Origin of the sequence: Ferrimonas futtsuensis DSM 18154 (assembly GCF_000422645.1) — a bacterium.
GTDB classification, from domain to species: domain Bacteria; phylum Pseudomonadota; class Gammaproteobacteria; order Enterobacterales; family Shewanellaceae; genus Ferrimonas; species Ferrimonas futtsuensis.
In genome coordinates this window covers 96,441-115,915 of record NZ_AUGL01000001.1, presented here as the reverse complement: position 1 = coordinate 115,915, position 19,475 = coordinate 96,441, and the positions used below count along the sequence as shown (strand labels likewise).

Genomic DNA, 19,475 nt, shown 5'->3' with positions numbered 1-19,475 from the left:
CCTGTTCAGGTTGTTGTCACTTAAAGGAAATTGCGGAGTGGATCTCAAAAGTGCCAGCCAACAGCGTGCCCGGTAATGATAATCATTGTTATTCGCATTGGTTGGCTGTAGCTTTGCTTTGTCGCTTTTCAATCTCAGGTCAGGCGGCATGGAACACTCCCCACTGAGCCCCGGTGCCCTATTGGTCGGGTGCCTGCTCCCCCTTAATGCGGACTGCCTGCCGCGGATGGGGTGACGGCTGGGCGGGAATTGCATATATCCCTTTCACATTTGCCTGTTTGTTGAAAGAAACGCGCAGCTGGGGGAGTGTTCCCCTCTCTATTGAGAGCCGTTCGTCATTAATTCTCCCTTGTATCACCTTTTGGTGACCATTCAAGCCTACCCTTAGAGGCGGCGGCCTGTTGATCCGGGCCGCATTTTCTCTGAACAGGAGGCGATCTTTATGGATGTGCTTTATAAGGCAAGTGTGACCACCACAGGTGGCCGGGACGGCTATGCCCGCTCCAGTGACGGGCTGCTTGATTTACCGCTGGCGACGCCCAAGGAGCTCGGGGGAGCCGGCGGTCGTGCCACCAATCCTGAACAGTTGTTTGCGGCGGGGTATTCCGCCTGCTTCATCGGGGCGCTCAAGTTTGTCGCTGGCCAGGAGGGGATGGAGATTCCCGAAGATACCAACATCTGCGCCGAGGTCGGCATAGGCCAGATACCCGGCGGATTTGGCCTGGATATCGATCTGTATATTCACCTTCCCGGGCTGGATCAGGGGGCGGCGAACGCCCTCACCGAAAAGGCCCATCAGGTGTGCCCCTACTCCAATGCGACCCGGGGCAATGTGGAGGTCAGGTTGCAGGTGTCGGTGTGATTTGAAGGCAAAAGGGTTTAAGGAGCCGTTTCTCAGGGACGATCTTTTTGTTTAACGGCTCTAAATTCCGGTTTCAAGGCCGACACTTTTCCTTACATATAGGTAGGGATTCCCGCCGCATTGCGGTAACTTAGGCAAAAACGAGCGGAGATCTGCCAGTCCCGCTCTGTACCAAACACAGTATTGAAGTGATTAAGCCCGGCAGCACAAGACCGGGCCTGACAGGGGCGTCAATGACAACAACCAGGGAACAGACCCAACGACTGCTCTCATTTTGGGTGGCTTCACTGAGCATCGTGGTATTCGCGCTGATGGTCAGTGCGTGGACCGCGGCGTTTTCCCACGCCAATCGCAATCAGCAACAGAATGTTCAGGCCCTGGCGGCCACCATGGAGCGCCAGTTTTTCCGCAACTCCGATCTGGCCGCATTGGATCGCTGGTTGCCGGATCTTCTGGTCAGCTACGAATTTTCCCGTTTTCGTCTCGAGCGGGACGGCAACGACCTGTATCACTGGCAAGCTCCCTATCCTTTGCAGCGCCATCAAAGCCACTTCGAGGTACGTCTCTCCAATGACGTCAGCATGCAGGTGGTGATGCCTGCGCCGCAGATATTGATGGGGTTCAGCGCCCGGGAGTGGGTGGTGATCGGGGCAGGCTTGCTGGCCTCCCTGGCCATGGTGCTCATCGGTTACTTCTGGCTGACCCGGGAGATGAACGGGGTGGAACTGCTGGCGGCTCGAGGCAGGCGCATTCTTGATGGGGAATTGGGCTTGGCTGCCCGGCGCAACAGAGCGGAGCGGCCCATCAGCGTCGCTAAGGCTCTGGGTAAGCTCCATCGTGCCTGGCAGGAGGAGAAGGCGGCCAAGCGCAAACTGGATCACTTCATTCGGGCCAACACCTTCCTGGATGCCGAGCTGGGCATTGGCAACCGCTCCTTCTTCGAACACCGGCTTCAGGCCCAGGCTGAGGGTGAGGAGATCACCCAGCAGGGAATGGTGGCTCTGTTGCAGTTCACCGGACTCGAGGGGTTGCCTGTGGCTGAGCGCAAGAAGGTGAAGCGCCAGTTTATCGAGTTGGCCCGTCCGCTGATTGCGGAACACTTCGACACGGTGTTTGCCAGCCGCAACTCCCTGGAGCTGGCACTGATGGTGCCGCAGCTGCCCTTGAAAGAGTGCGAGGGGCTGGTTTCCAAGTTGATGAAGTGCATCGAGATGATCACCCTGCCTAAGGGGGTCTACCGGGATGAGCTTATCTATATCGGCGTGGCCTACTACAACCGCGGCGATACCCCGGATCAGGTGCTCAGAGAAGCGGAGATGGCGCTGAAAGCCGCCCTGCTTCAAGGGGAGAGTGGCTGGTTCATGTACGACAAGGGGGCCGTGGACCGAGAACTGGCCCAGGGGTCGGTGCGTTGGCGCAGCATGATTGAGAATGCCCTGGCCAGAGATGGACTGGTGTTGTTTATGGCGCCGGTCCTGACTCAGAAAGGGGAGCTGGCGCACCTGGAGGTGTTCAGCCGCATGCGTTCGCCCCAGGGTGAACTGCTTCGCGCCACGCTCTATCGCACCATGGCCTGGCGTTGTGGTTTTATCCCACAGATTGAATTGCGGTTGGTGGAGATCGCCCTGCGCAAGTTGCGGGATCACGATTGGCCGGTGCGGGTCTCCCTGAACATCTCCGCCGAGTCTCTGCTGCACGAACGCTTCATCAAGCGACTCAAGATGCTGTTGGCCAGCTACAGCAGTCGCCGCCAGCAGCTGATTTTGGAGATCAATGAGCGAGAGCTGGTGACTCAGGCGGATCAATTGGAGAAGCCCCTGAGTCAGCTGAAGTCGGTGGATTGCCTGCTGGCTGTGGATGGCGTAGGCCAATCGGTTGAGAAGCTGGACTATGTGGAGCGATTCGGTGTGGACTTGATCAAACTTCACAACAGTCTGGCCCAGAGGGTTCATCTTCGCCCCGAAAATCAGTTGTATATCGGCAGTGTGGTGAAAAGCCTGGAGCAGGCCAAGGTGATTATCCTGGCCGAGGGGGTTGAGCTGGAGGAGGAGCGCGAGCGCCTGGAAGAACTTGATGTGGTTGGATATCAGGGTGCGCTGGCCGGAAAAGCCAGTGATAACCTGGATGCATTGAAGCAAGCGTTCTGATTTTTTGACGCTGACGCATTTCTGACAGGGATGATGGTTAGCATAAGGTCTTGTGATACTATTGCCGCATATGCATTTATACTGAAAGCGCTGCTCAATAATCTAATTCAAATAATCTTCAACTGGCGGGTTTATGGGGATATTTTCCAATCGGTCTCAAGAGCCGATTTACATTGGTGGATATTTATCAGGCAATCTGTGCCATCTGGCCGCTAAGGAACTGCGCCTTTCACCCGTGTCTGTTGAGAGTGCCGAAGGGTGGCGATCTTTGCTGAATCAGTTGCCTAAAGGCCAGAAAACGTTCCGTTTACTGCTCTCTTCTGACTGCTACGAAGTGATCACCGTCGACCGTCCCAATGTGAATGAGTCCGAGCTGGTCGCCGCCCTCACCTGGTCGGTGAAAGATCTCTCTGCCATCCCCCTTGAGCATCAGCAGATCGATTACTTCGAGCTGAAAGTTCAGCCTGCCGGCCCGAAAAAGCTGCAGGTGGTGGTGGCGGACCGGCGCAAGATCCAGCCTCTGTTGACGTTGCTCAACAGCTTCAAGGTGAAGATTGAGCTGATCACCATCGAAGAGATCGCCCTGACCAATCTGATGCCCAAGGATGAGCGCCCCCATCTGATGCTGTGCCAGCTTCGGGAAAACCAGCTGAGCCTGTTGGTCTCCGTCGGCGGCGAGTTTGTGCTGCAGCGTCTTATCAGCGGGGTGGTGTTTGCCGAAGAGCAGGACGAGATGACCCGGCAGATGCAATTTGACTCTCTGACGCTGGAGCTGCAACGTTCGCTGGATTACCTGGATCGTCAGCTGAGAATGCCCATGCCCTCCAGCATCTCCCTGCTGCTGCCTGTTGAGCTTCAGCAGTGGCTTGAGCCCCGCATCCAGACTCTGTTTGAACTGCCGGTTGAGTCCATTGCCACCGTAGACCGGAACGTGCTGAATTGCATCGCTGCGGCTGTCCTGGAGGAGTCTCCGGAGGTGCAGGATGAAGCATAGAGTCAACCTATTCCGAGAGGACCTGCTGCCGATTGAGCTTCGGCTGAGCTTCAATCGCATGCTGGTGGCCACGCTGGTGGTTGTTGTCGGCTTGTCCGCCCTGGCTGGATGGCTGAGCTATGAGACCAGCCGGACTCAGACGAAACTGACGGCGCTCCAGAGTCAGCAGAGCCAGACGGAGGAGCAGATTAAAACCCTGACCGCCGAACTGTCGGCCCGGCAACCGGACCAGCACCTGCTGCAGCAGGTGGACCTGCTCCAGCGTCAACTGGAGGCGATGGATCTGCTGTCGGCTGAGCTGGATCGGCGCAGCGTGATGGCCAACCCTGGTTTCTCCAACCTGATGCGGGACCTGGCCCAGAGCAGTGATCAACAGGTGTGGCTGCAGCGCTTTGGCGTTTCCGACAGTGGCATCTTGCTGCAGGGGCTGGCCCAGTCTCCGGCGGCAGTGCCTCAGTGGCTGGGGCAGCTTGGCCTGAAGCCCTCTCTGCGCGGCCGATCGCTGAGCCAGTTCAACATCAGCGGTAATGACACCGGCCCGGTGACCTTTACCGTGGGGCACGAAATTGAGACCGAGGAGGCCAGGCCATGAAGCAGCTGGATCGGTTGAGACAACAATTTGAGTCCCTGACCTCCCGGGAGCGGGTGCTGGTCTTTGGTGCCCTGCAGGTGATGGTGCTGGCCATCGGGCTTTTGATGGTGGCCGAACCCATGTGGCTGAAGCTGCAGCAGATGCGCAGTTCGGTGACTCAGGTGGAGAGTCAATTGCCTCAGTTTAAAGCCCAGGTTCTTGAGCTTAATGATCGCCTGACCCTGGACGTAAACGAGTCCAGTCGCGCCAGGCTGCAGGCGCTCTCTTCGGAGATCGAGCAGGCACAGGCGGCCCTGGGGGACCGGGTGATTGGTCTGATTCTGCCGGAGCAGATGCCCTCGGTATTGGCGCAGATGCTGACCAGCGCTTCCGGGGTGGAGCTGGTGTCGCTGGTGTCGAACCCCTCCGAGCCTCTGGCGGCGGGCAGTTCTCTGTATCAGCATGGTCTGACCCTGAAGCTGAAAGGGGAGTTCTTCAGCCTGATGAAGGTATTGGGCAAAATGGAGTCTCTGCCTCAGCAGTTTTACTGGCAGAAAGTGGATTATCAGGTGGAGTCCTACCCCATAGCGGTGATGACTCTGGACATTTACACCCTCGGAACTGAGAAGGAGTTGATTCGTGTTGGTACGCGTCCTCGCACTGACTTTGAGCTTTTCTCTGGTCGCTGATATTCAGGCCGAGTCCCTGAGGGATCCGACTAAGCCGCCCACCTGGGCGGCTCAGGCCCCTCAGGCGGCAGCGCCGGTGGCGTCCAATGGCCAGTTGCAGTCCATTCTGGTGTCCAAAGATAAGCGAGTCGCCATCATAGGTGGTCAATCTTTCGAGACGGGAGCCGCCCTGATGGGATCGAAAATAAAAAGAATTGAACGAGATGCAGTCTGGCTGGCGGATGGACGCAAGCTGGTGCTGTTTCCCAAGCTAGGTGTCCAACTATGAGAAAAATCAGGGATTCGATGACCCTACTTCGTTGCCTGCCACTGGCGGCCGTGCTGTTGGCCGGCTGTCAGTCTCTGCCGGAGGACCGACAGGACCCGGTGGACTCCAAGCAGGCACTGAACAGGGCGCTGGAGGAGCAGCAAGCCAAGAGCAACCAGGTGGCCCCCCCCATGGCGCTGCCGACGGACGTTGCCCGGGAACTGGCGGTGCCGCGTTTGCCCGATAACCGCCGGGCTCAGCCCCTGGTGGATGTGGCGGCCAAGGATGTGGATGCCCAGGTGTTTTTCGCCAGTCTGGTGGAGGGCAGCCGTTACAGCGTGGCGGTGCACCCCGGCGTGCAGGGCACCATCTCCCTGAACCTGAAGCAGGTCACCATCGACGAGGTGCTGAAGACCGTCGAGGATATCTACGGCTATGATGTGCGCCGCAGCGGCCGGGTGTTGCAGGTCTTTCCTACTGGGATGCGTTCCGAGACCTTTGCGGTGAACTATCTGCACATGAAGCGTGCGGGCCTGTCGGTCACCAGTGTGAATTCCGGTCGCCTGACCGATGACAACAACAACGACAGCGGCAACAACAACTCCAACAACAGTTCCAACAACAACTCCAACTCCTCCAATGACAGTGGTAACGGGGAGTCCAATAACAACCAGAGCGCCAATGGCACCCGCATTGAGACCCTCAGTGAGACCGACTTCTGGACCGAGTTGAAAGAGAGTGTCACCACCCTGGTGGGCTCCGGGCAGGGCCGTTCCGTGGTGATGCTGCCTCAGGCGGGTCTGGTGACGGTTCGCGCCAACCCGGAGGAGCTGCGTCTGGTGGGCGAGTTCCTGGGACAGGCTCAGGAACACATGCAACGCCAGGTGATTCTGGAGGCGCGCATTCTGGAAGTGCGACTGAACGACGGCTTCCAGCAGGGGATTCAGTGGACTCTGCTCGATGATGGACAGGGCGCCAGCAACGTTTGGTCCGGTGGCACCACCGGTGGTGAGTTTGGCAACCAGGTCACTCAGGCGCTGGGCAACCTTACCAGCCTGACCTTCTCCAACTCCGACTTCAATGCGGTGATCAATCTGCTGGATACCCAGGGCGATGTGGATACCCTCTCCAGCCCCAGGGTGACCGCCACCAACAACCAGAAGGCGGTGATCAAGGTGGGCACCGATGAGTACTTCGTGACCGAGATTTCCAGCACCACCACGGTGGCGGGCAATACTGCCATCAACAACCCGGAGATCGAGCTGACTCCCTTCTTCTCGGGCATCGCCCTGGATGTGACGCCGCAGATCTCCAAAGAGGGTGAGGTGTTGCTGCACGTCCATCCTTCGGTGTCAGACATCTCTGAGCAGGTGAAGACCATCAACGTATTGGGTGACCAGGTGGAGCTGCCCCTGGCCCAGAGTGACATCCGCGAGTCTGATACCTTGATTCGCGCCAGCAGCGGCGACGTGGTGGTGATCGGCGGCTTGATGAAGACCTTGAAAGAGGACATCGAGTCCAAGGTGCCTCTGCTGGGCGACATTCCTGGCCTGGGGATGTTGTTTACCAACACCGCTCAGCGCGAATCCAAGACCGAGCTGGTGATTTTGCTCAAGCCTACGGTGATTGAGAGCGGCACCTGGAAACAGCAGCTGGAGCAGTCTCGTTCACTGATCGACACCTGGTACCCAACAAACTGAGTTTATGTATCTGTATCACTTTGGTTTAAGGGAGTTGCCATTCTCCCTTACGCCCAACACTCAGTTCTTTATGCAGATAGCGCCCCATGTGGAGGCGCTTCAGGTTCTGCACACCGCTTTGGCGGCGGGTGAGGGGTTTATCAAGGTGACCGGCGAAGTCGGCACGGGTAAAACCCTGTTGTGCAGAAAGATGCTGAATGAGCTGGGCGACCAGTATCAGGTTGCCTACCTGCCCAATCCCTACCTGAAAGCCGATGAACTGCGTCAGGCGGTGGCCGCCGAGCTGGGCATCGTTCCCAAGGGCGATCAACACCACCTGACCGAGGCGATCAGCCACAGGCTGATGGAACTGGCCGGTCAGGGAAAGCGGGTGGTGCTGCTGCTGGATGAAGCCCAGGCGCTGCCCGATGAGAGCCTGGAGGCTCTGCGTCTGTTCACCAATCTCGAAACGGAATACGCCAAATTGCTGCAAGTGGTGCTGTTCGGTCAGCCCGAATTGGAGCAGCGGTTGGCGGAGAGTAAGTTCCGTCAGTTGCGACAGCGGATCACCTTCGGCTATAAGCTGCGGGGGCTGACCCTGGAGGAGAGCTGTGGCTACGTGGAGCACCGGCTGGCCGTTGCGGGATATCAGGGTAAACCCCTGTTCAGTTGGCAGCAGATGACCTGGTTGCACCGGGCGTCCAGTGGCATTCCCCGGCTACTGAATGTGCTCTGCCACAAAACGCTGATGCTGGCCTATGGGGCCGGAGCGCGGGACAAGGTCAGCAATGAGATGGTTCGTTTGGCGGTGTCCGACACCGAAGCGGCTCAGACTCTGCTTCCCTGGTGGCGAGAGAACCTGCTGATGGTGCTGTCGCTGACCATGTTGGTTTTGGCGGGAACAGGATTGGCGCTGAGCCTCTATCTGGAGGGGCCCCTATGAGCGTCATCAACAAGATGCTGAAAGACCTGGACCAGCAGCAACGTCAGAGAATACTTCAGCCGAACCTGGCCAGCGCGACCCTCTCTCAACAGGGGCAGAGCAAACGCAGTGGCTGGTGGCTGATACTGCTGCTCAGCCTGGTGCTGACTCTGGTGATCTGGGTGGGGCTCTGGCCGAGGTTGCAGGCTCGGTTGGCGCCAGCGGTCCAGCCACAAACGGATGTGGCCGTGAGCCAAGCTGATTCTCTGCCCGGTGAAGCCACAGAGACGGCCGAGGCGCCAGACACGATTGGCGCAGTCGGTGACGTTAAAGCGTCGCCCAGGTCCGAGGCACTGCCTCAGGCGCAGTCCAGGCCCAGGGGCCAGGCCGAACAGTTGGCCGATGACCCTCAAGAGACGAAGATGACTGCCGCCAAGACGGAGGCGCCCTTCACTGAGCCTGCCGGGGTATCGAAGCCGGTGACCCTGGATCTGGCTGCTGCCCAAACGGTCGGAACTGCGGATATTGAGGCGGTAGCTGTTATTAAGGAGGCCAGGGTGGAGGAGATCGCTGAGCCCCAAACGCCTTTGACGGCTGAAGAGCCTGCGCCGAGCACAGAGCCTCACGCCAAACCTCAGGTGATGGTGGTGGCTCCGGCCAAGCTCTCCCATGAGCAACAGGCTCAGGCACTCTACCTGCAAGGCAAGGAGCAAGGGGGGACCGATGCACTGCGTCAGGCCCTGGCGCTGGATGAGTCTCTGCACCAGGCCAGGGTGTTGCTGGCTCAACGTTTGGCCATCGCCGACCCCGGGGAGGCCCTGGTGATGCTGGCAGAGGCGAGTCGTCGCTGGCCAGCCGAGCCGGACTACGCCCTGACCGCGGCCGAAGTGGCTTTGGGCTCCGGTGCCCGGGAGCAGGCTGCCTTGTGGCTGGGTCAACTGAATCAACAACCCCTGTCCCTGCCGATGATGGCCCGACGGGCGGATCTGGCCAGGGAGCTGTCGATGCTGACCCTGGCAGTCAGTGATTACCGGGGACTGGCCAATGCCGATCCCCAACAGGGACGCTGGTGGCTGGGCCTTGCCCACAGCCTGGACCGGCTTGGAAATTATGGCGAGGCGGCCTCCGCCTATCGCCAGGCGTTGTCTACCCGCTCTTTGTCGGACAGCGCCAGAAGATACATCGAGCAGCGCTTGCAACAGCTTGGAGACGCAGGATGAAACCTCAGTTAAAACAGCGTTTGGGTGATCTGCTGGTCAGTCAGCAGATCATTACCGAAGAGCAGCTGACTCAGGCGCTGACCGCCCAGCGCAGTGGTGGCCGCAAGCTGGGACGTACCCTGATCGATCTCGGGTTCATCGGTGAAGAGCAGTTGCTCTCTTTCCTGTCCCGGCAGATGAATGTGCCCTTCGTGGACATCAGTGAACGCCGGCTGGACCCCAATGTGGTCAAGCTGATCCCGGAGATGCACGCCCGTCGCTTCCGGGCCCTGGTGATCGACGCCGATAACACCAAGGCGACGGTGGCCATGAGCGACCCGGCGGACCTCGCCGCTTACGATGCCATCGTCCCCATGCTGTCGCCCCGCATGGTGGAGCTGGCCCTGGTGACCGAGGGCCAGCTGTTCGAGGGTATCGACAGCCTCTACCGCCAGACGGATCGCATCGCCTCCATTGCCGGCGAGCTTCAGCAGGAGCACCAGCAGGAGCAGGAGTTCGACCTGGCCAGTATCACGGCCCAGGATGCGGACAACGAAGCGACCGTGGTGCGGCTGCTCAACTCCATCTTCGAGGACGCCATCCGCATCCGGGCATCGGATATTCACATTGAGCCCGGTGACAAGGAGCTGAGGATTCGTCAGCGGGTGGATGGTCAGTTGCAGGAAACCGTCCTGACCGAATATGGCATCTCCAGTGCACTGGTGCTGCGGATCAAGCTGATGGCCAGCCTGGATATCTCCGAGAAGCGGATCCCCCAGGATGGCCGATTCCATTTCGAGGTTGGCAAGCATCAGCTTGATGTGCGGGTGTCCACCATGCCGGTGCAGTTTGGTGAGTCGGTGGTGATGCGACTGCTGGATCAGTCTGCAGGTCTGCTGGAGTTGGAACAGACCGGGATGCCGGCGGAGATCATTGCCAGGCTGCGTCATCAGATAAACCGGCCCCATGGCATGATCCTGGTGACCGGGCCGACCGGTTCCGGTAAAACCACTACCCTGTATGCGGCCCTGAATGAGCTGAACAAGCCCAACGCCAAGATCATCACCGTGGAGGATCCGGTGGAGTACCGGCTGCCGCGGGTGAACCAGGTGCAGGTAAACCAGAAGATCGGCCTGGGTTTCTCCGAAGTACTGCGCACCACTTTGCGTCAGGACCCGGACATCATCATGGTGGGTGAGATGCGAGACCAGGAAACCGCGGAGATCGGCCTGCGAGGGGCGATCACCGGTCACCTGGTGCTGTCGACCCTGCACACCAACGATGCCATCACCTCCACCCTGAGACTGATCGATATGGGGGCGGCGCCCTACCTGGTGGCCAGTGCCCTGAGGGCGATCATCGCCCAGCGACTGGTGCGCCGAATCTGTTCCCGTTGTGGCGAGCTGCACACACTTCCGCCTTCAGAGCTGGCCTGGTTGCGTCATATCCAGCCCCATGTGGCACACGAATCCCAGGGTTACCGCAAGGGACGAGGCTGCCAGTACTGCAACCATACCGGCTATCGAGGCCGTATCGGTGTGTTCGAGATGCTGGAGCTGGATGAGCCGATGGTGGAGGCCTTGCGTAAGGGCAGCCCGGATGAATTCGCCGCCGCCGTGCGCACCAGCGGTCAGTTCCGCCCGCTGGTGGACAGTGCTCTGGAGTATGCCGCTCAGGGGATCACCAGCATCGAGGATGCCATGCGTCTGGCAGAGGATGTCAGTGAGCTGGCCTCACCCCTGATAGACCGTGCCCACGAGATGAGAGACTGATATGGCGCACTACCGGTATCAAGGGCGGGATAGCAGTGGTGCCCAGGTGGAAGGGGTGCTGGAAGCGGCCAATGAGAGTGCCGCCGCCGATCAACTGATGCGGCGCTCAATCGTGCCTCTGCGGATTGAGGTGAAGCGCGAACCCCAGGGAATTGACCTCAGGGTGCTGTTCCGCCGCAAGGTGAAGATGGCGGATCTGCAGATGTTCACCCGGCAGATGCTGTCTCTGACCCGCTCCGGGATTCCATTGCTGCGTGCCATTACCGGCCTGGCGGAGTCCAGCCACTGTAAGGTGCTGTCTGAAGCCCTCAAAGATGTGGCCAGCCAGCTGACCTCGGGTTATGCCTTGTCGTCGGCACTCAATCAACACCCCCATGTGTTCAGTGAACTCTATGTGGCCATGGTGCACGTGGGGGAAAACACCGGTCAGCTGGATCAGGCGTTTGAGCGACTTTCTCTGCACCTGGAGATGGAGCAGGACACCAAGCGACGGATCAATGCCGCCTTGCGTTACCCCATCCTGGTGTTGGCTTTTATCGTGCTCGCCCTGGTGGTGATCAACATCTTCGTGATCCCTGAGTTCGCCAAGATGTTTGCCAAGTTTGGTGCCGACCTGCCCCTCCCGACGCGAATATTGATCGGCACCTCGGAGTTTTTCCTGAACTATTGGCCACTGTTGCTGTTGGGTCTGATTGGGCTCAGCGTCGGCTGGCGCATGTGGCTCAATACGGATAAGGGGCGCTGGACCTTCGACCGCTTCAAGCTGCGTATGCCCATTGTCGGCAGCATTCTGGACAGGGCGACCCTGTCCCGTTTTGCCCGCAGTCTGTCGATGATGCTGCGTGGTGGGGTGCCGGTGAACCAGTCCCTCTCTCTGGTGGCGGATGCGGTGGACAATCGCTTCATGCACGACCGCATCGTCGAGATGCGACGCGGTATCGAGGGCGGTGAGTCCATTACCCGTACGGCGGCACACTCCCAGCTGTTTACTCCTCTGGTGTTGCAGATGCTGTCGGTGGGGGAGGAGACCGGGCGCATCGATGAGCTGCTGGATGACGCCGCCGAATACTACGAGCGTGAGGTGGATTACGATCTCAAGACCTTGACCGCCAGGATTGAGCCGATACTGCTGATCATTGTGGCGGCCATGGTGATGGTGCTGGCCCTGGGCGTGTACCTGCCCATGTGGGACATGTTCAGTGCCTACAAGGGCGGAACCTGATGAATCTGCATCAGAGGGTGGAATTGCGCTTAAAGCGCGATTTTTCCCGGTTGCTCACCCTGGTGGTGGTGTTGGTGATGATCTTTCTGCTGCTGCGGGGCTGGAACGACAAACAGCCTGAGATTGACAGAAACCTGGCCTACATCATGCAAAGTAGGCTGGTGACCAGCCTCAATCTGGCACGGGTTAGCTGGATGCAACAGGGCAGGCCTAAAGAGATTTCTTGGGTTGCTCCGGCCTCCGAACGTGAGTCGGGACCGCTTCAGGCGAGGGTGCGTATGAATGACCGGGGTTGGCCCGACCCTGACAGTAATTGCGCTGACTGGTGGTCCATGATGATGGGAAGGGAGCTGTCCAATGGCAATATTACCCTGCGTAACGATGGCAGGAGTTGCTGGGTCAGTTTTCACTCACAGCCGTTTCTAAGGTATGATTCGGCGACAGGCAGCGTCATTTTGTTGTCGCAAGACGAATAATCGTCACTTTCGACACATAAGATTTTGTTTTGGGTACCCTAAGGGTACACTTTGTTTGGGATCACGTTTTTAAGCTTGAGCGACAGAAGGACGCGTAACATGAAGAAGCAGACCGGTTTCTCCCTGGTTGAATTAGTTATTGTAGTGGTGGTACTGGGCCTGCTGGCGGCCGTGGCGCTTCCTCGTTTTATCGACATCACCGATCAGGCCGAAGATGCGGCCTCCGAAGGCCTGGCTGGCGGTTTTGCCTCTGCCGTGGGCATTACCCGTGCTCAGTGGGAAGTGGAGGGCCGCCCTGGCACCAGCGTGGGACGAGTGGTCCTCGATGGCCAATACGTGAATGTGAACGCCTACGGCTATCCCTCCGGTCAGCAGGGGCAAGCGCCCACCGGCATGAACGCCACCCGCTGCCTGAATGTTTTCAATGAAGTTCTGCAGAGCCCGCCTCCGGCCGTATTGCGCAGTGCGAGCGCCGCGGCACTGGCCGATGCCCGCTACGCAGTGGATGTGAGCGATGGTACCGGCGGCAGTCTGGTGATCCCCGGTGGCACCGACATTACCGGTCTGGACGAGTGCTACTACGTTCAACTGGCCACTCTGGACACCGCCAACATGCCAGCCAGCTTCGATGGCAGCCAAGGAAAAGGCTTTAAATACAACCCTGGTACTGGCCAGGTTGTGACCTTCTCCAACTAAGACTTGTTGTAACTAGCACGGAATTAAGATTATGAACGCACAACGTGGTTTTACCCTGATTGAATTGGTGGTGGTGATCATCGTTCTGGGTATCCTGGCAGTCACCGCTGCGCCTAAGTTTATCGATCTGCAAAAAGATGCCCGCCAGGCAACCCTGCAAGGTGCCAAGGGCACGCTGCAAGGTGCCAATGCGTTGATCTACTCTAAAGCCGCCATCAACAGTGACCTGGATAAGAACTGCGCTGCGGCTACCAAGCCTGATGGTTGTGACGACATTGATGTTTCTGGATCCGCCACCAAGGTTACGCCGGTATACGGTTCCGTGGCCGCCGATGCGGATCAGATTCAGGCCGCCGCTGAACTGAGCGGTGATGAGTGGGATCTGGACGACAGTACCACCAGCGGCACCGTTTACATCACTCCAGACGGCGTAGCTGTGGTAACCGGCGCGGATAAATCCAAGGCTTGCCAGCTGGAATATGTGCCCGCCACCAGCAGTGTTTCTGCCAAATACACTCTCGAAGACGGCGGCTGTTAATAAAAATGACAGAGGGGAGGCTATGTTTCCCCAGTGATACTCTCTCGTCGAGGTTCAGCCTCGACGACTTTTGATGTTTTAGGGATCTGATTATGAAGCGACAGTCCGGTTTTACCCTGATTGAACTGGTGGTGGTGATCATTGTGCTGGGTATCCTGGCAGTAACCGCCGCACCTAAGTTCATCAACCTGCAGAATGATGCCCGCAAAGCCACTCTGGATGGGATGAAAGCCTCGGTTCAGGGGGCCAACTCCCTGATCTACGCCAAGGCGGCCATCGATGGCATTGAGAAGACCAGTGGTAATGTAGGCGCTGTGGCAACGACTAAGGGTTATATCGATGCGACCTACGCCGCTCTGAATAATGCGGTCGAGGCTGAGTTTGGTAGCGCCAAGTTAGCGGACGGTGACACTGCGGCTACCGCCGAATGGGGTATCTGGGAAGATACCACCAACAAAGCCGCTGTTATTGTGCCCGACGGCTTCACGGCAAACGGTACCTGCAAGCTGACCTACACCAATAATGACGGTGCAATTAGCTACGTTATTGTAAGCACCGGCTGTTAATCCAGTCAGGGCATAGCCTATGGGGCGACAGAATCGCGGTTTTACCCTGATTGAGCTGGTGACCATTATCCTTCTGGTCACCATACTTTCTGTCGCCGCCATGACCCGGTTCCTGGGGGCAGACCAGTTTGCGGTCCGCGCCGCCCAGGACCAACTCCTCTCAGAACTCTCCTATCTGCAACAACTCTCCCTGGCCGGACAAAACTGCCAATTGAGCGTGGCCCCTCGCGGCTTCTGGCTGCCTGCGTCCTGTGGCTCTCCCGCCCGGCAGAGCCGGCAGGAGCAATGCGATTCCGGGGATACCATCACCAATGGCGTCTGCCTCAATGATGGCGTCGGCCTGAATATGGCGGGCAGTACCACCTTCACCCTGGGGATGGATGACTTGGGCAGAGTGACCGGCTGCACCCTGACCGGCGGCATCTGCCGTCTGACCCTCACCGGAACAGAAACCCTTGAGGTGTGCATCGAATCCGAGGGGTACATCCATGGCTGCTAATACCCGCGGATTTACCCTGTTGGAGATGGTGGTGGGCATGGTGGTGATGGCCATCGCCCTGGTGATGCTGGCCACCCTGCTGTTTCCCCAGGCCGAGCGGGCGGCTCAGAGTCTCTATCAGGTCCGCGCCGCCCAGCTTGGGCAGGCGGTGATGGGAGAGTTGATGGGGCGGCAGTTTGACCGCAACACCCCCAACGGTGGCGGGCAAGTCACCAACCTGAACTGCACCAAGGTCACCACTGGCAACGACCCTACGGCCTGGGCCTTTGTGGAGGATTACAATGGCTATCGTGGCAGTGCCGATGATCTGTTGGGAAACAGTTCCTATGAGCGCTTCGGCTTGGAGGTGGATGTCAGCTGCAACACCGCCGCAGTCGGCAGCACCAACTGGTCTGGTGGCGCCAAGGTGATCGCTATTACTGCCGTTGCGCCGGATGGCAGCCGTTACCCCTTCCAGATGGTGAGGGGGAACTTCTGATGCGAGTTCGCGGCTTCACCCTGATGGAACTGTTGATCACCATGTTGCTGCTCAGCATCGTCTCCATCGGCGTCTCCAGCTTTGTCACCTATGCCACACGCATCTATGCCGACAGTCAGGCCTGGTCGGAGTCGATCAGTCAGTATCGTTATGGCTTGCAGCGCCTCTCCCGGGAGCTTCGGGATGCGTTGCCGGGCAGTGTGGCTGTCGGTGCCAGCGGTACCAGTCAGTGCGTGACCTTCCGCCCCATTATCGACAGCGGCCATTTCATTGAGGCGCCGGTGCACAGCAATGCCCGCCAAGTCTCCATTTTTGCCCTGCCTTGCTGCACCGCAACCCACTGCAATGCCTGCCACAGGTGACCGCGTCGAGTTGCAGCAGCGGAGTCTGCAGTCTGACTCTGGATCGGGATCTGATTCAGGGGGACTTCTCCGTAGGCAAACGCTTCTTTGTGGCGGGCAACAGCGTCAGCTATTGCCTGAGTAGTACCGGCAATCTCAGCCGGACGGAAAACGGCGCCACCAGCCTGATGGGGGAAGGGTTCGGCAATAATCTGGGTGGCTGTGATCTGTCGGACAGAGACAACGAGCAGTGCCCCTTCACCCTGCTTCCCCCCAGCCTTGCCCGGAATAATGTGGTTAAGTTGCAATTCTGGCTGACCGAGGCCGGTCAGTCCCAACGTTTTGCTCAGGAGGTCCAGGTTGAGAATGTCCCCTGACAAGCAGCGTGGGTCCACCCTGATCATTGCCCTGTTTATCGTGGTGGTGATGTTGATGCTGGGGGTGACCCTGGTGCAGATGCTGGACAGCCAGGATGACCAGATGGTGCTGGAGGTCAATGGCACCCGCACCTGGTCTGCCGGCCAGGCCGGTCTGGATTGGGGGCTGGCTCAGGTTCTCAATCGAGGTGCGGTGGCGGCAGATGCCGCCTGCGCTGCTGCCAGCGCAACCTTGAGCGGTGGCACCGGCTTGCCGACTGGCGCCGGTCTGGGGAACTGCCGGGTGCAGGTGAGTTGCATTCACACCGCGTTTACCCTGGATGGCGATGTGCGCAATCGTTTCATCATCAGCTCCAACGCCAACTGTGGGACCGGGGGCCTGGCCGTCAGCCGTGCCTTCGAGTCTCAGGCATTCGATTAGGTGAGGATCGCTATGGCACGGTTGAGCGCGATAATCTCAATACTTCTGCTGGTCTTGCTGTGCGCACTGCCACAGGCAGACGCGAAGCCCAAATCCAGAAGTTACATCGACATGGACGCCCACCCCACTGAAAGCCTCAAGGTGATGATCAACGAGATCAATGTGGATCGCGGCTATGTCGAGCTGTTTTTCCGTGAGACTCTCACCGATTCCACAGGCTGGCAGATCCAGTGGGCCAGTGCGGGAAGTCAGGGAACCTCAGTCGCTTTGGGGTGCGGAGATAACAGCTGCCAGGCCAATACTTTCAAGGTGTTTTACGGCTTCAGCTTTCACCCCAATCACATCGAAGTGATGGTCACTGCCCCGGCCAGCCCGACAGGCTCCAATAACGCTGTCGTGCACTATGTGCGATCATCAAACAATGCCAACAGCATCAAGAATAAGCAGATTTGGAGCGTTGAGGACAGCGTCGCCACCGACGTATTCAAAAACGGCAGTCTCACCGATATTTGTGCCAAGCCCGATGGCAGTGCGCTGGATCCGGATTGGGATCGGTGTGAACCCAGCGAAGGGACCTCCAATGATGGTGGTGTGGTGCCGCCCATTTCCGTGTTTCCCCGTTTTCAGCACCCGGACAGTACCATCACCTGTCAGGGGGCGGAGATTGGTGTTGACCTGTGCAGCAACGCCGATTGCTCCAGCGTCGACAGCACCAACTCCCTGGTGATCAGCCTGTCCCCGGACAGCGGGGTGACCTGGGAGAACCTGACTCGCGGAACCAGTGGCCAGTCACTCGAGGTGTGGCATGGCGATCGACTGCAGTTATGGGCGGCCAGCTCCGGCACAGTGACCATCGGAGCCGTGGGCCAGAGTTATCTGTGTCTCAGTGACAGCGGTGGCAGCAGCTGCAACATCGAATTTAAGGAGAGTGGCATTGACCTGAGCGTCTTACTGAACAATGCCAAGCAATCGGGTTTGACCGCTTGTCGCAATGACTACGATCTGCACCTGGCGTTGCTGGAAACCGATGCCGCCAACCCCAGGCGGTGCCTGCCGGTTACCAGCAGTGAGCGGGTGACGTTCAGCTTCGCCTATGTTGAGCCCTCTCAGCCTCAGGTTGAGGCAACCCTCGCCGTAGGCAGCGCGGTGCTCAAGGAGGGGCAAACCAAATCGCAGAGCCTCTCTTTTGATAACAATGGCGAAGCCACGATTCCAATCCAGTATGACGAGGCCGGCAGGCTTAACCTCACCGCTACCCTGGGCCGAGGGCAGGGTAGAGTGACCCTGAGCGGGGAATCCAAGCTTGACTGGCTGCCAGCCGGGCTGCATATCACTGCCGGCGATTCCCTGTGCACGGCGGGCGACGAGAGCTGCAACCCCCTGATGAAGGCGGGCAACAGCGTGGATGTGGACGTGACCGCCCACTGCTGGGTGGCCAACGACGACGGCAACTTTGGTAACAACCCCGGGACCCTCAACTTCCGCCACAGTGGCATCGATCTGGAGCCGGAGTTGGTGGCGCCCAGCGGCGGTCAGAACAGCGCGGATCTGCCTGCGGATGCCAGCGGCAATGCGGTGATTGGCAATGATGGCAGCGGCACCGTGGCCCGGATCCTGGACGAGGTGGGGGTATTCCGCTTCGTGCCCAAGAACGACATCGACTATCTGGGTCATCAGCTGGCCAAGAGCAGCATCAGTTCGGCCAACATTGGCCGGGTGACGCCGGCCTATCTGGGCGCCGAAACCACCAACACGATACTGGGTGCCTACTGCAACAGTTTCAGTTACCTGGGGCAGCCAGTGCCCTATACCGCCATGCCTGTTTTGACGGTGACCGGCTATGCCATCGACGGCAGCGTCACCAATAATTTCGATTCGGCGTTCTGGAATCTGCCCAACCCCATGAGTTCCAGAGCCTATGGCACCCAGAACGCATCGGTCACGGTGCAGGAGCCTTCGGGGATCGCCGTAACCGAGGCGGACGCCAATGATCTCGATGGCAGTCGCCGCTTCAGCGTCAACAAGAGCTGGATCAGTTTTGTCAGGCCGGTTTCTCCGGTTGCGCCCCTGGGGACCACGGCGTCCGGCAGCCAGACCACATTGAGTCTGCCCTCTTCGTCCTTCACCGTCAGCGGCGATCAGCTGTGCCTGGGGCAATGGGGAGACTGTCAGGGCAGCGCCTTTACTACTGAGAGTGGCGGTGCCAGCCTGGGATACATCCAGGGCCCGCAGCTACGATATGGCCGAGCCGTGCTGGCCAGTGCCTATGGCAGTGAAAATCAGGTGGTGCGCATGCCCCTGACCCTGGAGTACTTCAACGGCCAGCAGTTTGCCACCAACCTGCTGGATACCGGTTTCTATGGGGATGGACGGGCCCTGGACAGCGGCTCTCCCGCCACCTCAGGCAGAGTAACCCTCAGCGGTTCTTTGAACCCACTGCCGACGACTTCCGGCCAGGCGTACTCCCTGTCGGGCGTCTTCGAATCGCTCTCCATCGCCGGGACCGGAACGGTGACCAAGCCGCCGCTGTCCCTGGAGTACCATCTGGAACACCCCTTTGCCAGCCAGGCCGGTTGCACCTTCCCGGAGGCGGCCTCGATGGCGCCAACCTGGCTGCAGTGGTATTGGGACAAGGATCATCCCTCTGTGCTGCAGAATCCCAGCGCAGAGGTGACCCTGGGACGGTATCGCGGTCACGATAAGGTGATCTACCGCCGAGAGCTGTTCTGAGGATTCTGAGAAACTTAACCTATCAAAAAGGCGCTTTTTAAGCCGCGAC

General features: G+C 59.0%; 21 protein-coding genes. All 21 read left to right on the top strand.

From position 1 onward, the window contains the following. Positions 1–442: 442 nt before the first annotated feature. The 21 genes from G505_RS0100550 to G505_RS0100445 all read left to right on the top strand — a co-directional run bounded on the left by G505_RS0100550 (position 443) and on the right by G505_RS0100445 (position 19,426). A complete protein-coding gene (locus tag G505_RS0100550; RefSeq protein WP_028107812.1) occupies positions 443–862 on the top strand; it encodes an organic hydroperoxide resistance protein in 420 nt (139 codons plus the stop codon). Between the two features lie 233 nt (positions 863–1,095). After that, positions 1,096–3,009 (top strand): EAL domain-containing protein, encoded by a 1,914-nt coding sequence (locus G505_RS0100545; protein ID WP_028107811.1) that lies wholly within the window; start codon positions 1,096–1,098, stop codon positions 3,007–3,009. A gap of 268 nt (positions 3,010–3,277) precedes the next feature. Further along, entirely contained in the window at positions 3,278–4,003 is a 726-nt protein-coding gene (locus G505_RS0100540) for a type IV pilus biogenesis protein PilM (RefSeq protein WP_028107810.1), read from the top strand. Then, positions 3,993–4,595, top strand: a complete 603-nt coding sequence (locus G505_RS0100535; RefSeq protein WP_028107809.1) for a PilN domain-containing protein — start codon at positions 3,993–3,995, stop codon at positions 4,593–4,595. Before G505_RS0100540 ends, G505_RS0100535 begins: the two co-directional genes overlap by 11 nt. After that, positions 4,592–5,263, top strand: a complete 672-nt coding sequence (gspM, locus tag G505_RS0100530) for a type II secretion system protein GspM (protein ID WP_028107808.1) — start codon at positions 4,592–4,594, stop codon at positions 5,261–5,263. Before G505_RS0100535 ends, gspM begins: the two co-directional genes overlap by 4 nt. After that, positions 5,214–5,531: a hypothetical protein gene (locus tag G505_RS20140; RefSeq protein WP_157508931.1), complete on the top strand. Its 318-nt coding sequence runs from the start codon at positions 5,214–5,216 to the stop codon at positions 5,529–5,531. Before gspM ends, G505_RS20140 begins: the two co-directional genes overlap by 50 nt. A 17-nt stretch (positions 5,532–5,548) precedes the next feature. Next, positions 5,549–7,210: a pilus (MSHA type) biogenesis protein MshL gene (gene mshL / locus G505_RS0100520; protein WP_028107807.1), complete on the top strand. Its 1,662-nt coding sequence runs from the start codon at positions 5,549–5,551 to the stop codon at positions 7,208–7,210. A gap of 4 nt (positions 7,211–7,214) precedes the next feature. Beyond that, entirely contained in the window at positions 7,215–8,132 is a 918-nt protein-coding gene (locus G505_RS20135) for an ExeA family protein (protein WP_035384934.1), read from the top strand. Next, a complete protein-coding gene (locus G505_RS0100505) occupies positions 8,129–9,331 on the top strand; it encodes a tetratricopeptide repeat protein (RefSeq protein ID WP_035384933.1) in 1,203 nt (400 codons plus the stop codon). The genes G505_RS20135 and G505_RS0100505 overlap by 4 nt, the downstream gene beginning before the upstream one ends. Continuing rightward, positions 9,328–11,082, top strand: coding sequence for a GspE/PulE family protein (locus tag G505_RS0100500; RefSeq protein WP_028107804.1), 1,755 nt, complete (start codon positions 9,328–9,330; stop codon positions 11,080–11,082). Before G505_RS0100505 ends, G505_RS0100500 begins: the two co-directional genes overlap by 4 nt. A gap of 1 nt (position 11,083) precedes the next feature. Continuing rightward, the gene (locus tag G505_RS0100495; RefSeq protein WP_028107803.1) at positions 11,084–12,304 is read left to right on the top strand and encodes a type II secretion system F family protein; all 1,221 of its coding nucleotides are present in this window, start codon (positions 11,084–11,086) and stop codon (positions 12,302–12,304) included. Further along, complete coding sequence (locus G505_RS0100490) at positions 12,304–12,780, top strand: hypothetical protein (RefSeq protein WP_028107802.1); 477 nt, start codon at positions 12,304–12,306, stop codon at positions 12,778–12,780. Before G505_RS0100495 ends, G505_RS0100490 begins: the two co-directional genes overlap by 1 nt. Positions 12,781–12,879: 99 nt before the next feature. Continuing rightward, on the top strand, positions 12,880–13,476 hold the full coding sequence (locus tag G505_RS0100485; protein ID WP_028107801.1) for a prepilin-type N-terminal cleavage/methylation domain-containing protein: 597 nt from the start codon (positions 12,880–12,882) through the stop codon (positions 13,474–13,476). Between the two features lie 31 nt (positions 13,477–13,507). Then, the gene (locus tag G505_RS23415; protein ID WP_035384932.1) at positions 13,508–14,014 is read left to right on the top strand and encodes a type II secretion system protein; all 507 of its coding nucleotides are present in this window, start codon (positions 13,508–13,510) and stop codon (positions 14,012–14,014) included. Positions 14,015–14,106: 92 nt separating this feature from the next. Then, positions 14,107–14,580 (top strand): prepilin-type N-terminal cleavage/methylation domain-containing protein, encoded by a 474-nt coding sequence (locus tag G505_RS23410; protein WP_028107799.1) that lies wholly within the window; start codon positions 14,107–14,109, stop codon positions 14,578–14,580. Between the two features lie 19 nt (positions 14,581–14,599). After that, on the top strand, positions 14,600–15,079 hold the full coding sequence (locus tag G505_RS0100470) for a pilus assembly FimT family protein (protein ID WP_028107798.1): 480 nt from the start codon (positions 14,600–14,602) through the stop codon (positions 15,077–15,079). Beyond that, positions 15,069–15,557: a type II secretion system protein gene (locus G505_RS20130; RefSeq protein ID WP_051215759.1), complete on the top strand. Its 489-nt coding sequence runs from the start codon at positions 15,069–15,071 to the stop codon at positions 15,555–15,557. The genes G505_RS0100470 and G505_RS20130 overlap by 11 nt, the downstream gene beginning before the upstream one ends. Further along, a complete protein-coding gene (locus G505_RS20125; RefSeq protein ID WP_028107797.1) occupies positions 15,557–15,919 on the top strand; it encodes a PulJ/GspJ family protein in 363 nt (120 codons plus the stop codon). Before G505_RS20130 ends, G505_RS20125 begins: the two co-directional genes overlap by 1 nt. Then, positions 15,916–16,275 carry a hypothetical protein gene (locus G505_RS0100455; RefSeq protein ID WP_028107796.1) on the top strand — a complete coding sequence of 120 codons (360 nt, stop codon included), beginning with the start codon at positions 15,916–15,918 and terminating at the stop codon, positions 16,273–16,275. Before G505_RS20125 ends, G505_RS0100455 begins: the two co-directional genes overlap by 4 nt. Continuing rightward, on the top strand, positions 16,265–16,696 hold the full coding sequence (locus tag G505_RS22205; RefSeq protein ID WP_051215758.1) for a hypothetical protein: 432 nt from the start codon (positions 16,265–16,267) through the stop codon (positions 16,694–16,696). Before G505_RS0100455 ends, G505_RS22205 begins: the two co-directional genes overlap by 11 nt. A 12-nt stretch (positions 16,697–16,708) precedes the next feature. After that, positions 16,709–19,426 (top strand): DUF6701 domain-containing protein, encoded by a 2,718-nt coding sequence (locus G505_RS0100445; RefSeq protein WP_157508929.1) that lies wholly within the window; start codon positions 16,709–16,711, stop codon positions 19,424–19,426. The last annotated feature ends 49 nt before the right edge of the window (positions 19,427–19,475 follow it).